The organism is Paraglaciecola chathamensis S18K6 (assembly GCA_000314955.1).
In the GTDB taxonomy this organism is placed as follows: domain Bacteria; phylum Pseudomonadota; class Gammaproteobacteria; order Enterobacterales; family Alteromonadaceae; genus Paraglaciecola; species Paraglaciecola chathamensis.
The window spans coordinates 18,865-32,869 of the sequence record BAEM01000031.1; the positions used below are offsets into that span (position 1 = coordinate 18,865).

The window sequence follows — 14,005 nt, forward strand, 5'->3', positions numbered from 1 at the left end:
TTGGTAACATTTATCTGCTTCACTAATAACCCCGTAGTTGTATGCTAATGCAAAAACACACAGCTCAAGCGTTCGTCGTATAGGAAATTTCATGTCAAAGTTGATGCAAACCCTTCGTTTACAACCTTATTGGATAGCGCTTGTTATTCTTATATTACTCACGCTTTGGGTTGCATCCGGCATGCTGTTCGCAGAACAAACAGACAATGCTCAAGCGCGTAAAGAAGCGAAGCACAGGGCGCCAAGTTTAGTCAGTGTGCGAGCTGAGCGAGTAAACGCTCAGTCGGTCGCCAGAGAAATTAACTTGTACGGCCGCACCGAACCGAACCGAGAAGTAACGTTGCGCAGTGAAGTGAACGGCTTAGTCGAAAAAATCTATGTGCAAGAAGGTCAGTCCATCAAACAAGGTGAGCCTCTAGTCGATATCGAAACCAGTGATCTGCTCAATCGACTGAAATCTGCGAAGTCGACCTTATCTCAGCGTAAAATCGAGTTAGAAGGTGCTAAGTCTCTTGGGCAAAAAGGCTATCAGTCAAAAGTCAATCTGGCTCAAGCCCAAGCTAATTTAGAAACTGCTGCATCTGAGGTCAGTACGTTGGAATTGGCTTTGTCAAAATCGACTTTGAGAGCGCCTTTTGATGGCATAGTCAATGAGCGCTTTGTTGAGCTGGGGGATTTGCTAAAAGACGGCGATGAAGTGGCTATGCTGGTGGATCTAAACCCACTTATCATTAGCGCGGATGTTACCGAAAGCGATGTGCGTGCACTCACTTTAGGTCAGCAAGCATCAGCTCGTATGGTCTCTGGAGATACAGTCACAGGTACCATACGTTACATTTCCAGTGTATCCGACATGGGCACAAATACCTTCAATGTAGAGGTTGCTCTTGAAAATCCACAGAATGTTTTTCTTGCGGGTATGAGCACTGAGCTGTCTATTCCCCTTAAAACCACTTTGGCTGTGCGTATTACACCTTCAGTGATGGCGCTTGATGAAGCGGGTAACTTGGGGGTAAAAACCGTTGTCAATGAACATGTTAAATTTGTCCCTATTGATATTGTAAAAAGCGACAGTCAAGGAGTGTGGCTTGGTGGCATGGGGGAAGTCACCGATGTGATCACCCTAGGCCACGGTTTTGTGCGTGACGGTGACAAAGTCAAAGTAACCTACATCGAAAACGACCTCATTGAGCAGGCAAAATAATGAATAATATTATTGCTGCGGCGCTGACCCATAGCCGCACCGTACTGATGATGTTTGTGTTGCTCATTGTTGCAGGCGCAGTAACCTATGCCACTATTCCTAAAGAAGCCAATCCTGACGTACCGATCCCCTTTATTTACGTATCGATAGTGCACGATGGGATTTCTCCAGAAGATGCTGAGCGCATGTTGGTTAAGCCGATGGAGCGAGAGCTTCGCTCTATTGATGGCTTAAAAGAAATGAAAGCCACCGCCGGAGAAGGCTTTGCGAGCATCACGCTTGAGTTTATAGCCGGCCTTAATTCGAAAGATGCGTTAGCCGACGTGCGGGATAAAGTAACGGTAGCGCGGGCAAAGTTACCCTCAGAAACTGAAGAACCGACTATTCATGAAGTGACCATGGCTGGGCAGCAAGCGGCGATCACCGTGGTGTTGTCTGGTCCTGTGGCTGTGCGTGCGTTAGTGACCGTCGCCAGAGAATTGCAAAATCGGTTAGAGAGTCTAAGCGAAGTGCTGGAAGTGGATATTGGTGGCGATCGTGAAGACATAGTTGAAATTGTTGTCGACCCCTTATTAATGGAATCCTACGGGCTTGACCAAAACGATATTCTTAACTTGCTATCGCGCAATAACCGCCTTGTACCAGCAGGCACCATGGACAACGGCAAGGGGAGTTTTGCGGTTAAGGTACCTTCGGTATTTGAATCAGTTAAAGACGTAATGGAACAACCGGTAAAAGTAGAAGGTGAGCGCGTTATTACCTTTCAGGATGTGGCGCAGGTTCGTCGTTCTTATAAAGACCCATCAAGTTTTGCCCGCTTAAATGGTGATAATTCTGTTTCATTGGAAGTGAAAAAACGCCCAGGTGAAAACCTGCTTGAAACCGTTGCTCATGTAAAAGAGCTGATTGAAGGCGCTCAGCAAACCGCGATGTGGCCCAGTAGCGTGTATGTAAGTTACACAGGCGATCAAAGTGTTGATGTCAATATGATGCTAGGCGATTTGCAAAATAACGTGTCGAGTGCGGTTATTTTAGTCGCCGTGGTGATTGTGGCGATTTTAGGCCTGCGTACCGCCATTTTAGTTGGGGTGTCGATCCCAGGCTCTTTTCTGACAGGTATTCTTATTATCGCCATGTTTGGCTATACCCTGAATACGGTTGTCTTGTTCTCCTTAATCATGGCCGTGGGTATGTTGGTAGACGGAGCCATTGTGGTCACTGAATACGCTGACAGGTGTATGGGCGAGGGCGCAACCAAGCAACAGGCTTATTTAAAAGCAGCGCAGCGCATGGCTTGGCCCATTATCGCATCAACGGCTACCACTCTTGCAGCGTTTGCCCCTTTGATGTTCTGGCCTGGCATGATGGGCGAGTTCATGAAGTATTTACCTTTCACCCTTATTGCTGTGCTGTCAGCATCATTATTAATGGCCTTAGTATTTGTGCCAACCCTTGGAGCTGTATTTGGTAAACCACAAACCATTTCAGCAAAGGCAAAAGAGCAAATGCTGATCGCTGAAAATGGTGATTTAACCAAATTAAGTGGATTTACAGGACGTTATGTACGCGTTTTAGCCAAAGCGATCAGCAATCCTTGGAAGGTACTAATGATTGCTTTTGTGGTCGCTGGGCTGTCATTTTTTGCGTACTTTTCCTCTGGGCTGGGATTGGAGTTTTTCCCTAAAGTCGACAGCAGTGGCGTTAACGTGACGGTACGCTCATCGGGTGAGATGTCGATTTACGAAAAAGACGCCATTGTTCAAGAAGTGGAAGAAAAGCTTATTGATATGGACGCCATCGAAACGCTTTATGCGCGCACGGGTGGGCAAGATCAAATCGGTTACTTACGTTTAAATTTAGTCGATTGGCACTTACGCCCTCATTCAGATGAGGTGCTCAAAGAAACCCAAGAACGTTTAGCTGATATGCCGGGCTTAGACATTGAAATAACCCCTGATCAAAATGGGCCACAATCAGGTAAAGACTTACAGATTCAGTTATCGTCTCGTTATCCAGAATTACTTAATGAAGCTGCACTAACAGTACGCCACGCCCTAGATGAAAATGAGAAATTTACTTCTATCAGTGATACGGCGTCCCAGCCTGGTATCGAATGGCAATTGCGCGTTGATCGTAGTGATGCCGCTCGTTTTGGAGCAGATGCCACATTAGTTGGTAGTACAGTACAATTCGTGACGAACGGTTTAAAGATTGGTGAATACCGTCCTGATGATGTGGACGATGAGCTTGATATTCGAGTACGTTATCCCATTGATTCTCGCTTTATCGGTAAACTTGATGAGCTGCGCATGAAAACCGCAACCGGCATGGTGCCGATTGGCAATTTTGTAGAACGAAAAGCCCAGCCCAAAACTGACTTAATTCGTCATGTTGATAGCGAGCGGGTGATAACCGTTGAAGCCAATATGGCACCGGGTGAGTTGTTAAGCATCGAGTTACCCAAACTACAAGCGCAGTTACCTGAGTTAAATCTAGATCCCAGAGTGACTCTGTCGGTAAAAGGTCAAAATGAAGAACAAGCAGAATCCCAAGGTTTTTTGATGAACGCATTTATGGTGGCGTTATTTGTGATGGCAATTATTCTCGTCACGCAATTTAATAGCTTCTATCAGGCATTTCTAATTTTAAGTGCCGTGCTGTTTTCTACCGTAGGGGTATTTTTAGGTTTGGCAATTTTCCAAAAGCCGTTTGGGGTTGTTATGTCAGGCATTGGGGTTATCGCGTTAGCGGGGATAGTGGTTAACAACAATATCGTGTTAATTGACACCTACAACATTTTACGCAAAGAGGGGTATAGCGCAAGCGATGCTATTTTACGTACCGGCGCCCAACGTCTACGTCCTGTACTGATGACCACGGTAACCACAATATTAGGGTTACTGCCGATGGTTGCTGAGATCAATATCGATTTTATTGGCCGCAATGTGGATATCGGCGGGCCATCAACCCAATGGTGGTCACAATTGGCCACCGCCGTTGCGGGGGGCTTGGCATTTGCTACCTTGTTAACCTTGGTATTAACACCGAGTTTATTAGCGTTGAAAGCCGGTAGAGAGCTGCGCAAAGCGCCGTCTAAGCAGACAGTTGATACATTGACTGGCGTTAAATACAATTAATTGCTAAAGGCCATGCTTTAATTTCGAAGCGTGGCCAGCTAGGAACTTTTTACTTTCGCATTAGACTAAAGTTCAATCTTCTTTTCCGCTATTATTTAGTCATCAATTTATTCTGTAAGGGTATTTATATGTACAAGCTATATGGCTCCACTACTTCTCCTTATGTGCGCCGTTTACGTATCTGGCTGGCAAACATTGAGCATGAATTTGTGAATATGAACATATATGAGCAGGCTGGTCGTGAAATCTTAATTAGCAAAAACCCGGCGATGAAAGTACCGGCGTTAGAGTATATAGACCAAGGTAAAAGTGCCTTTATCTATGATTCACGCGTGATATACCGTTATCTTTGTCAACAGCATGACTTTCCTACGCTAAGTTGGCCTCAGGAAAACCAACTTACACTTATTGATGCGGTGAACGACAGCTTAGTGCAAATGTTCCAGTTGTCTCAGTCAGATGTGGTTGCCGACACCGATAAATTATTTTTTAAACTACAAAAAGAGCGTGTGAATAACGTTCTTGCTGAATTGGATGCACAAGTACAGGAGGGGTTGTTTGATAGTTGGCACTACCCGGCTATCTGCTTATTCAGCTTGATCGATTGGATAGAGTTTAGAAATCTGCACAATTTAAAAGGCTTAAGCGCGTTGCTTAATTTTCATCAAGAAAACATCCAACGCATTGAAGTCACGGCAACTGACCCCAGAATGTAGTCTTAAATTATGCGATGAATAATAAAGGTAAACCATGACACCAGAACAGCAAACACAAGCGCAAGCCGCCGCATTTCGTCAACTTGTAAAGCATTTGGATGAGAACAAAGACGTACAAAATATCGACTTGATGATCTTGGCTGATTTTTGCCGTAATTGTCTGTCGAAATGGTATATGGCCGGTGCAAAAGAGCAAGGCGTTGAGATAGATTACGACCAAGCAAGAGAAGCCATTTACGGCATGCCGTTCGCTGAATGGAAAGCAAAGTATCAAACGCCCGCCACACCTGAACAGCTAGAGGCATTTGAAAAACGTCAGAATCCCTGCGGCTAAATAGCCGACTAGCGCGACCGCTGCCTAAGCATTGCTTAGGCAGCGTGTTGCTGTCTCGCCCCAACTATTTTTGCTTATCTTTGTTAAAGCGCCTATTAAAGTACTCATTAAGTCGTCATCAGCGCACGCATTAACGTTAGCCACTACATTTATTAATTGTTTGTAACTTGTAAATCTTGTTGGCACACTGTCATCTGGTCTAACCAGATAATAGGTGACAACATGTCAGCTTCTAATCCCCTTAAAAAGTTCGTTGAAAAAGTAAATCAGTACCCCGCGCCGATCAGCGCATTCTTAATGACAAAAGTCTTTCGTCACAAGGTGAAACTTGCTGGCACCACCAGTATCGATGTTGTGGCAACGAATGGCCAACAGGTCGAATACCGAATGAAGAATCGCAAGAAAGTCCAAAACCACATCGGCAGTGTGCATGCGGCGGCGATGGCCTTATTAGCAGAGTCAGCCACTGGCTTTATTGTGGGGATTAATTTGCCTGGGGATAAACTCCCGCTGATTAAGTGTATGAACCTAAATTACGTCAAGCGTGCCACGGGAGACATGAAGGCCGTCGCTGTGCTAACAGACGAGCAAATTAAGTTACTTTGCGAACAAGAGAAAGGGGAAATCAATGTGCAAGTTAAGGTGACAGATGAAACCGGCATTGAACCTGTTGTGTGTGAAATGATCTGGGCATGGGTACCGAAAAGGGCGTAAATTTACCCCGACGGTTATGCTTAATTTATTGTCATAAAAATTCCATAGAAACAATAGTATTTGAAAGGTTATTTTTCGGAAAAAAATCGTATATAAAAACTTGGGAAAAATATTGACAGATTTCGGATTTAAATTATAAAGCAGGTTGGCACTAGCCAAACAATTTAGTCTTTCACTTAATTTAAATTGGGGATGCCATCATGGCACAACTTTCAAGAGCATCGATGTTTCAACGTGTTTTTAGCGATCCTAAAAACTATCCTTATGGTTTTTCACGTTCAGGTGACTTTTCAATTTCTGAAAGTAAAGCACTGAGCCAATATGGTTGTTTAATTACTGCCTTGCTTGATGGCCGAATTGAACCTGAATGTGAAGAAGATATCTCATTTTTAGCCGTGGCTAAGGGTGAGAAAGACCCCAGTACGACCGCTGAAAAAGCATGGTCTAAGTATGATAAGCGCATACATCGGCCTAAACTTGGTAATATTTACGGTAGTAGGCCGTCATCTCAGAGCAATGACGATGACATGTCTGAAGATAGTGACTTAGAAATTGAACTGGATGATTAACCTTATTTCAGTCTGAAATTCGTAAAATCATCCTATTTCTATGAGACATACCCTGTAAATCGAAAGATATATCCTAATATATTGCTATATTGGGATATATATCTCACTTTTATTGCATTTCCTGTTTAATCTTCCTCTTCGCTCAAGTATAGTTTTCGTTCGTTTGGTAGCGATATTGTGCCGAAACCTTTTTTTTAACAACTTTTTAGGAGAGTAGCCGATGGAAATGATGTCAGGCGCCGCAATGGTTGTGCGAACCCTAAAAGACCTTGGGGTTAAGCACGTATTCGGTTATCCCGGTGGAGCCGTTTTAGATATATATGATGCATTGTACGCGCAAGAAGATGTAGAACACGTATTGGTTCGCCACGAGCAGGGTGCTGCGCACATGGCGGATGGTTATGCTCGTTCTACAGGTATTACAGGCACTGTGCTGGTCACGTCTGGCCCTGGTGCTACCAATACGCTAACGGGTATTGCCACTGCGTATATGGATTCTATTCCAATGGTTATTTTGTCTGGTCAGGTGCCTTCAATGCACATTGGCGAAGACGCTTTCCAAGAAACCGATATGGTCGGTTGTTCGCGCCCTGTGGTCAAACACAGTTTCCTCGTTAAGCGCGCTGTTGATATTCCTGAAGCTATTGCTAAAGCCTATTACATTGCTAACACAGGACGTCCTGGCCCTGTGGTGGTGGACTTACCAAAAGACATAGTCAATGTGCTTGAAGAGCACCCTTATCAGTTCCCTGAAGATGTGACTATGCGCTCTTACAATCCAACGTTGAAAGGGCACAGTAAACAAATTAAAAAAGCGTCTAAAGTATTGCTCGAAGCTAAGCGTCCTATTTTATATGTAGGCGGCGGTGCCATTGCTGCACAAGCGAGTGAGTTGGTCACTGAAATAGCTGAGAAACTAAACCTACCTGTTACCTCTACTTTGATGGGGCTAGGCGCGTTTTCTGGTGTGCATGAGCAAAGCCTAGGCATGTTGGGTATGCACGGTACATTAGAATCAAATAAAGCGATGCATAACGCGGATTGTATTTTGGCGTTAGGAGCACGTTTCGATGACCGTGTTACCAATAATGTTGAGAAGTTTTGTCCTCACGCGACCATTATTCATGTGGATATTGACCCTGCTTCTATCTCTAAAACAGTCGCAGTTCATGTGCCTGTTGTGGGCAGTGTCGATCAAGTCGCCAAGCAATTACTTGCGCAAATGGGCGATATTGATACCGCTAAGCAAAAAGAGAAACTGGCTGATTGGTGGGAGCAAATTGAACAGTGGCGTGGACGCAGCTGTTTAGATTTCAAGAAAGACGACAAACTCATCAAGCCACAAGAAGTGATCCAATCGGTTTACAAGCACACCAATGGTGACGCTTACGTGAGCTCAGATGTAGGTCAACACCAGATGTTTGCTGCCTTGTATTATCCGTTTGCCAAACCTCGTCGCTGGATCAACTCAGGCGGCTTGGGCACCATGGGCTTTGGCTTGCCTGCTGCTATGGGTGTACAAATGGCTCACCGTGATGCGACTTCAGTGGTTATTACTGGAGACGGCAGTATTCAGATGAATATCCAAGAGTTGTCGACGTGCTTGCAATATAAGTTACCGATTAAAATTATTTCATTGAATAACCGCGCACTCGGCATGGTTCGCCAATGGCAAGACATGAACTATAAGAGCCGCTACTCAAGCTCTTACATGGATTCAATGCCTGACTTCGTTAAACTTGCCGAAGCATACGGTCATATCGGTATTCGTGTTGAGCACCCTGATGAATTAGATGCCGCTATGGAGCGTTGTTTTGCAGAGAAAGATCGTTTGGTCTTTATGGATATCGCCATTGATCAAAACGAACATGTATATCCAATGCAGATTAAATTTGGCGCTATGGATGATATGAGATTAAGCAAAACGGAGCGTACATAATGAAACGTATTATTTCAGTTTTAATGGAAAACGCCCCAGGTGCTTTATCACGTATTGTGGGTGTGTTTTCTCAGCGTGGTTATAATGTTGACTCCTTGTGCGTTGCAGCAACCGATGACAAAAGTTTGTCTCGACTGACCATCACGACGCAAGCAGATGACAAAGTGATTGAGCAGATCACTAAGCAGGTGAATAAGCTGATTGATGTGCTTAAAGTAACTGACCTCACAAATGGTAGTCATGTTGAGCGGGAACTTATGTTGATAAAGGTCGCTACCCGCAGTGAACTCGTGCGTGCAGAAGTAAACCGCAATGTGGATATTTTCCGCGCGCAGATCATTGATGTCGACTTAAACAACTATACCATTCAAGTTACAGGTACGAGTGACAAGCTAGATGCCTTTGCTAATGTACTTGCACAGAGTACTGAAATCATCGAGGCGTCTCGCACGGGTATATGTGGTTTAGCTCGCGGTGATAAAGCACTGCGCCCATAAGTGGAATGATAGAATGCAAAAAGGCTCAAATATGAGCCTTTTTTTGTTTTTGTACCTAGGGTTGTTTAACAGACTTATGCTTGATCCCACACCAGTTCTTTGAAGTGCTTGCGACACATAGATTCATATCTGTCGTTCCCGCCTACCTCTACCTGTGCGCCTTCTTTCGCTGCATTGCCGTGCTCATCCAAGCGCACCACAAAGGTCGCCTTGCGCCCGCAATGACAAATCGTTTTTAGCTCAATGAGTTTGTCGGCCCAAGCCATTAAATAGCGGCTGCCTTCAAAGGTTTCTCCTACAAAGTCAGTTCTCAGACCATAAGCCAATACGGGAATATCCAAATCATCGACCACAGATACGAGTTGCTGTACTTGCTGTTTATTTAAAAATTGGGCTTCGTCGATAAAAACACAATCTAATTTCTTGTCCCTGTGTAAAGTCGATATTTGCTCATGCAAGTCGCTGGTGCCGTTAAAAAGGTGGGCACTGGCTTCTAAACCAATGCGCGAAGCCACTTTGCCAATACCGAAGCGGTCGTCTAAGGCGGCGGTAAAAATTGCAGCGCGCATGCCACGCTCTTTGTAGTTATAAGCCGATTGAAGCAAAGATGTGGATTTACCTGCATTCATTGCAGAGTAGTAAAAGTAGAGCTGGGCCATGAAACGAGGGATCCTGATAAGCAGTGTGCTTGCTGTACGTTATTATTGTCAGGCTATGTTAGCGGATATCAAGGTTAATGTAAGCTACTGAAAAGCTATTTTGCTTGTGCAGATGACGCTGTGGTATCGGTTATTGGGTTTTGCCATTCGATTAGCTGTTCATTGCGCATTGGTTTTGCAAAATAAAAACCTTGCAGGTAATCCACTCCCATGGCTTTTAGGGCCAGGGCTTGCTCGAGGGTTTCAACTCCTTCGGCGACGGTTTTACAGTTAAGCTCACTGGCAATGAACAAGGTTGCGCGGATAATGGCTTCGCCGTTGTTGTGCATATTGTCGATGAAAGATTTATCGATTTTGACCTGATTAACAGACAATGTCTGTAATTGAGAAAGAGATGAATAACCCGTACCAAAGTCATCAATAGACACATGAACTTTGCGGGCCTGAATTGCTTCGAGCTGTTGTTTGATTTTAATTTTGTTATCGACAAAAATAGATTCAGTGATCTCAAGATGCAGTCGCTCTGGGGCTAGCCCGCTACTGCGCAGCGCATTGTCTAGCGCTCGAATAAAGCTGTCATCCATTAGCTGAATAATAGATACATTCACTGATACTGCTGCGTCATGGGCATATTGCCACTGACTGGCGTCCATGCAGGCTCTGTTGAGCACCCAAGCCCCCATTTCTTTAATTAAGCCTGATTTTTCAGCCAACGGGATAAATTGGTCGGGGCCGATAAAACGACCATCGAAATCCCAGCGTAACAGCGCCTCAAACGCGCAAGATGAAGTGTCTTTCGCTGAAACGATGGGTTGGTAACATAAGTAAAGTTGACGCCGCACGGTGGCTTGTTGCAACCCTTCTAGTATGGTTTGCGTGTCAATTACTCTTTGTTGTAATTCATTGCTGAATATCACAGGCGTGCGATCTGGCGTGACCTTTTGCTCACTCATAACCAAGTCGGCAAACTGAATTAACTCGGTAGCTTCTGTGCTGTGCTCTGGGCACATCGCAATGCCCACGGTTGCCCCTAAATGCACGCTATTGTTGTTCACTGAAATTGCTTGCGAAATACTGGTTATGATGGCACTAGCAATCGCTTTAGCGGTTGGTGCGTCACTGTAGGGCAGGGCGACTAAAAATTCATCTCCCGTCCAGCGTCCGATTTTGTTGTCGTCAGAGAACGCGCTGATCCGGCGCGTTACTTCTTGTAAAACACTGTCACCGACTTGGTGGCCCATGGTGTCATTGATTTTTTTAAAGCCATCGAGATCGATAAACAGCAAGGCTAATTCGCTGTTACTTTGTTCTGCTCTTGCGGCTAATTTACTTAAGGATTGGGTAAACGCTTTGCGGTTCATTAACTGGGTTAGAGGGTCTAGATAAGACAGTTGCGCTATTTTTTCAGTTCGCTTGCTGACTTGTTCTTCAAGGGTATTATTTACAACATTAAGCTTGTCGTAAGCATCACTGAGCTCTTGATTGACCTTGTCTAATTGTTGTTTTTCCTGACGAAGTTGCTCACTCATCGCCATGTTCATATTTCTTGTATTGATGGAGTCATGAGTGAACTGGACGGCTTTAGAATAGGTAAACACCAACCCAATACTGAAGACTAAACCTAAGCCCCCGAGCATAACTCGATAGTCTTCTTCAGATATAACGCCCAAGATAGAAATAGGCACTAGGAGTATCAGTGCATACGAGATTGAGATCCGCGCATTGGCCGCTAAAACAGATTGTCCTCCAGCGGCCATCGAAGATAAAACGATGATCATGACAGAGAACTCAAGCAAGTTAACATAGGAAAAAGTGAGTATAGGTAGGGTGGTCCATAAAATTGCAGTGGCAATACAGCCGATACCGAAGCGTACTTGTGCTGCATCACCGTCAAAATCTTGCTGGGGTTTTATTACTCTTCGCCAATAAAGTCCGTCTACAAAGCGCAGCGTTGACACCACTAGCATGCACAACCACCATGCTTGCTTAATCAAATGAATCTCGGGATTAGCAAAGCCAAACGCTAACACACTACTTGAAGCGAGAGTTATCAAACAGGCGGCACCTATATTACTGTAAAGTAATTTAGCAGCATCCTGACTATTTAGTGCACGTAAATCGGCCGAAGTATTCGTCACTCTCATCCTAGAACGGTGAATTAATTTTTTGTTTTTAGTCTGCCTAACGCACCGTAAGAAGCAAACCTCAACGTAAATTTATTGCTATTAGACGAACAATTTACCGTAAATTGATGAAAAAAGTAACAGCTGGTTTAATACCTTTGTATAAGATATTTGACCAACTGTTCACCCGCGACTTGAATATGCTGACTTAGTATGGCCCCAGCTTTTTCGTGTTGGTCCGCAGATAATGCGTTGAGCAAAGCATCATGCTCATCTTGGCTGCGGTCAAAGTAAGCGAGTTCCGTTTCATGAAAACCGATATATCTGGCACATAACAAATGCAAGTGAGCGACGGTGTCAAACAGAGCTGCACGGTTCGCTGGTACGTACAAACAGCGATGAAATTGCCAATTGAGTTCACCGTTTAACAGTATATCGTCAGGGGAAATAGCTTTCAGCTGAAGCAGTATGTCACGGGCTTTGCCCAGTGTTTCAAAATTGATATTCGGTGCCGCGTGAGCTAACAACATAGGTTCAAGATGCATGCGCATTAAATATAAATCTTGAGCGTCATCTGCGTTTAACGGGCGCAACATCACGCTGGATTTTCCATGCGCTACCAGCCAGCCTTCATTCTTGAGCCGTTGTAGGGCATCCCGTATGGGGATACGGCTCACGCCATAGCGCTCTGCGAGCTGAGCTTGTTTCAGAGCCTGCTTTTCCGGCAACTTACCTTGCACTATGTCCTGTTTAAGCTGTTGATAAAGCGTGTGAGTTTTTTGGTTATGCATGGGCGCTCGCTTTGTACAGTCCGTTATTGTTGATTAGCGTTAGGCATGGGTTGGCGTTTGGCGCTAAACAGCAGTGTCAGCATACCTATAATTAACCCCCAAAACGCTGAAGAAACATCAAACAAGGATACACCCGATGCAGTCACTAAAAATGTAACAATGGCAGCGTCTCGATATTGTGGGTCGTGCACTGAACTAAATAGGCTAGCCCCTATGGTACCTAGCAGCGCCAGACCAGCAAGTGTGGCAATTAATGCTGCAGGGAACGCCGCAAATAAACTGACCACCACGGTCGCACCAAGTCCGGCAATAATATTGAATACCCCTGCAGATACGCCAGCGATATAGCGCTTAGCAGGATCGCTATGGGCCTCGTCACTGGTGCATATGGCTGCGGTGATTGCGGCTAAATTAAAGCTAAACCCACCAAAAGGGGCAAGTATTAAATTTAATGCACCGCTGGTGGTAATAATCGGTGATATAGGTTGTTGCGCATAACCACTGGATTTAAGCACTGCCATACCCGGTAAGTTTTGCGATGTCATTGTGACGATAAATAAGGGTAAACCTACGCCAATAAGTAACGATAAATCAAACGTTGGAGATACCCAAACAGGCGTCGCGGTGGTTATTTCAATGGCGGTTAAGTCAAACATACCTGTAAGCCACGCGTAAGTTGTGCCGGTGATTAATACCAATAATATACAGAAACGAGGAATGAGTCGTTTGCTGATAAAATAACTCAGCAACATAACACCGACGAGCATAGGCGCAATAGCAAACGATTCGAAAATAGAGAGTCCGAATTGCAGTAAAATTCCCGCTAGCATCGCACTGGCTAATGGCAATGGAATACGTTTTGTTAAAGTATCGAACCAGCCTGAAATACCCGTGATCAAGGTTAAAACAGCGACAAATAAAAATATACCGATGGCCTGTTCAATGCTAACACCGGCTAAGCTGGTGGCCAGTAAGGCAGCGCCTGGTGTCGACCAAACAATGATAATGGGACGCCGGTAATACCAAGACAACCCTAAGCACCCTGCGCCCATACCAATCCCCAACGCCCAAACCCAGCTGACAATCATCTCATGGCTTGCTCCAGCAGCTTGAGCCGCTTGGAATACAATAGCCACGGCGCTGGCGAACCCGACCAATACGGCGATAAATCCGGCACTGATGGCGGAAAGACTCATATCCTGAATAAGCTTTTTCATTTTGTATACTTTATAGAATTTGTATACAAATTTAACACTCACCATCGAGAGATGTAAACCATTAGCGCGGGATTAATGCAAACAAAGGCGAATGTAAGGTCAGGT

12 protein-coding genes are annotated in these 14,005 nt (G+C 44.7%); 8 read left to right on the forward strand and 4 right to left on the reverse strand.

From position 1 onward, the window contains the following. The first annotated feature begins 91 nt into the window (after positions 1 to 91). From GCHA_RS09415 to ilvN, 8 genes are all read left to right on the forward strand, one after another. Positions 92 to 1,204 carry an efflux RND transporter periplasmic adaptor subunit gene (locus GCHA_RS09415; RefSeq protein ID WP_007987516.1) on the forward strand — a complete coding sequence of 371 codons (1,113 nt, stop codon included), beginning with the start codon at positions 92 to 94 and terminating at the stop codon, positions 1,202 to 1,204. After that, entirely contained in the window at positions 1,204 to 4,341 is a 3,138-nt protein-coding gene (locus GCHA_RS09420; RefSeq protein WP_007987518.1) for an efflux RND transporter permease subunit, read from the forward strand. Before GCHA_RS09415 ends, GCHA_RS09420 begins: the two co-directional genes overlap by 1 nt. A 128-nt stretch (positions 4,342 to 4,469) precedes the next feature. Further along, positions 4,470 to 5,057 (forward strand): glutathione S-transferase family protein, encoded by a 588-nt coding sequence (locus GCHA_RS09425; protein ID WP_007987520.1) that lies wholly within the window; start codon positions 4,470 to 4,472, stop codon positions 5,055 to 5,057. A gap of 34 nt (positions 5,058 to 5,091) precedes the next feature. Next, on the forward strand, positions 5,092 to 5,391 hold the full coding sequence (locus GCHA_RS09430) for a DUF1244 domain-containing protein (RefSeq protein ID WP_007987522.1): 300 nt from the start codon (positions 5,092 to 5,094) through the stop codon (positions 5,389 to 5,391). Positions 5,392 to 5,613: 222 nt separating this feature from the next. Beyond that, positions 5,614 to 6,105, forward strand: coding sequence for a DUF4442 domain-containing protein (locus GCHA_RS09435; protein WP_007987527.1), 492 nt, complete (start codon positions 5,614 to 5,616; stop codon positions 6,103 to 6,105). Between the two features lie 200 nt (positions 6,106 to 6,305). Further along, positions 6,306 to 6,674, forward strand: coding sequence for a MaoP family protein (locus GCHA_RS09440; protein WP_008303298.1), 369 nt, complete (start codon positions 6,306 to 6,308; stop codon positions 6,672 to 6,674). A gap of 220 nt (positions 6,675 to 6,894) precedes the next feature. After that, the gene (locus GCHA_RS09445) at positions 6,895 to 8,613 is read left to right on the forward strand and encodes an acetolactate synthase 3 large subunit (RefSeq protein WP_007987531.1); all 1,719 of its coding nucleotides are present in this window, start codon (positions 6,895 to 6,897) and stop codon (positions 8,611 to 8,613) included. Further along, the gene (gene ilvN, locus GCHA_RS09450) at positions 8,613 to 9,110 is read left to right on the forward strand and encodes an acetolactate synthase small subunit (protein WP_007987533.1); all 498 of its coding nucleotides are present in this window, start codon (positions 8,613 to 8,615) and stop codon (positions 9,108 to 9,110) included. The genes GCHA_RS09445 and ilvN overlap by 1 nt, the downstream gene beginning before the upstream one ends. Before the next feature lie 74 nt (positions 9,111 to 9,184). Here ilvN and GCHA_RS09455 read toward each other — a convergent pair whose 3' ends face one another. The 4 genes from GCHA_RS09455 to GCHA_RS09470 form a co-directional block, all read right to left on the reverse strand. Continuing rightward, on the reverse strand, positions 9,185 to 9,769 hold the full coding sequence (locus GCHA_RS09455; protein WP_007987535.1) for a thymidine kinase: 585 nt from the start codon (positions 9,767 to 9,769) through the stop codon (positions 9,185 to 9,187). A 95-nt stretch (positions 9,770 to 9,864) separates the two neighbouring features. Then, positions 9,865 to 11,907, reverse strand: coding sequence for a putative bifunctional diguanylate cyclase/phosphodiesterase (locus GCHA_RS09460; RefSeq protein ID WP_007987537.1), 2,043 nt, complete (start codon positions 11,905 to 11,907; stop codon positions 9,865 to 9,867). 134 nt (positions 11,908 to 12,041) lie between these two features. Further along, positions 12,042 to 12,683, reverse strand: a complete 642-nt coding sequence (locus GCHA_RS09465; RefSeq protein ID WP_007987539.1) for a GntR family transcriptional regulator — start codon at positions 12,681 to 12,683, stop codon at positions 12,042 to 12,044. A 23-nt stretch (positions 12,684 to 12,706) separates the two neighbouring features. Next, positions 12,707 to 13,900, reverse strand: a complete 1,194-nt coding sequence (locus tag GCHA_RS09470) for a benzoate/H(+) symporter BenE family transporter (RefSeq protein ID WP_193362822.1) — start codon at positions 13,898 to 13,900, stop codon at positions 12,707 to 12,709. Positions 13,901 to 14,005 lie beyond the last annotated feature (105 nt).

Excerpts from the sequence above, each read along its gene's own strand:
- ilvN (WP_007987533.1), top strand. The coding sequence starts at position 8,613 with ATGAAACGTATTATTTCAGTTTTAATGGAAAACGCCCCAGGTGCTTTA.
- GCHA_RS09430 (WP_007987522.1), top strand. The coding sequence starts at position 5,092 with ATGACACCAGAACAGCAAACACAAGCGCAAGCCGCCGCATTTCGTCAA.
- GCHA_RS09415 (WP_007987516.1), top strand. The coding sequence starts at position 92 with ATGTCAAAGTTGATGCAAACCCTTCGTTTACAACCTTATTGGATAGCG.
- GCHA_RS09465 (WP_007987539.1), bottom strand. The coding sequence starts at position 12,683 with ATGCATAACCAAAAAACTCACACGCTTTATCAACAGCTTAAACAGGAC.
- GCHA_RS09425 (WP_007987520.1), top strand. The coding sequence starts at position 4,470 with ATGTACAAGCTATATGGCTCCACTACTTCTCCTTATGTGCGCCGTTTA.
- GCHA_RS09440 (WP_008303298.1), top strand. The coding sequence starts at position 6,306 with ATGGCACAACTTTCAAGAGCATCGATGTTTCAACGTGTTTTTAGCGAT.
- GCHA_RS09445 (WP_007987531.1), top strand. The coding sequence starts at position 6,895 with ATGGAAATGATGTCAGGCGCCGCAATGGTTGTGCGAACCCTAAAAGAC.
- GCHA_RS09455 (WP_007987535.1), bottom strand. The coding sequence starts at position 9,769 with ATGGCCCAGCTCTACTTTTACTACTCTGCAATGAATGCAGGTAAATCC.
- GCHA_RS09420 (WP_007987518.1), top strand. The coding sequence starts at position 1,204 with ATGAATAATATTATTGCTGCGGCGCTGACCCATAGCCGCACCGTACTG.
- GCHA_RS09470 (WP_193362822.1), bottom strand. The coding sequence starts at position 13,900 with ATGAAAAAGCTTATTCAGGATATGAGTCTTTCCGCCATCAGTGCCGGA.
- GCHA_RS09435 (WP_007987527.1), top strand. The coding sequence starts at position 5,614 with ATGTCAGCTTCTAATCCCCTTAAAAAGTTCGTTGAAAAAGTAAATCAG.